Consider the following 247-nt stretch of genomic DNA (forward strand, 5'->3'; position numbering starts at 1 on the left):
TATGGTCGTCCGGTTCTAGTGGCTCGGCGGATGGCGTCGTCAGTTTCTTCATCTGCATCTCTAACGAACTCCGCATAGCACTCCGTTTCTCGGATGACAACCATGGAGTTGCATCCAGCAGTGGGTTGTCTGAACCGGTAATGTGCGCTTTGGCGCTGGACCAGCGATATAACTCAGCACTAGCCGCCAAAGCAACTTTCATTGGGTTTCTCTCGATATAGCGAGCTACTGACCAAAGATACTGATC

1 protein-coding gene is annotated in these 247 nt (G+C 51.4%); it reads left to right on the top strand.

The annotated features are described in order from the left end of the window. On the top strand, nt 1-221 hold a 221-nt coding region (locus KJB30_RS17880), incomplete at its 5' end, for a hypothetical protein (RefSeq protein ID WP_214301727.1). Nucleotides 222-247: the final 26 nt, after the last annotated feature.

This window comes from Pelotalea chapellei (assembly GCF_018531195.1).
Taxonomy (GTDB): domain Bacteria; phylum Desulfobacterota; class Desulfuromonadia; order Geobacterales; family Pseudopelobacteraceae; genus Pelotalea; species Pelotalea chapellei.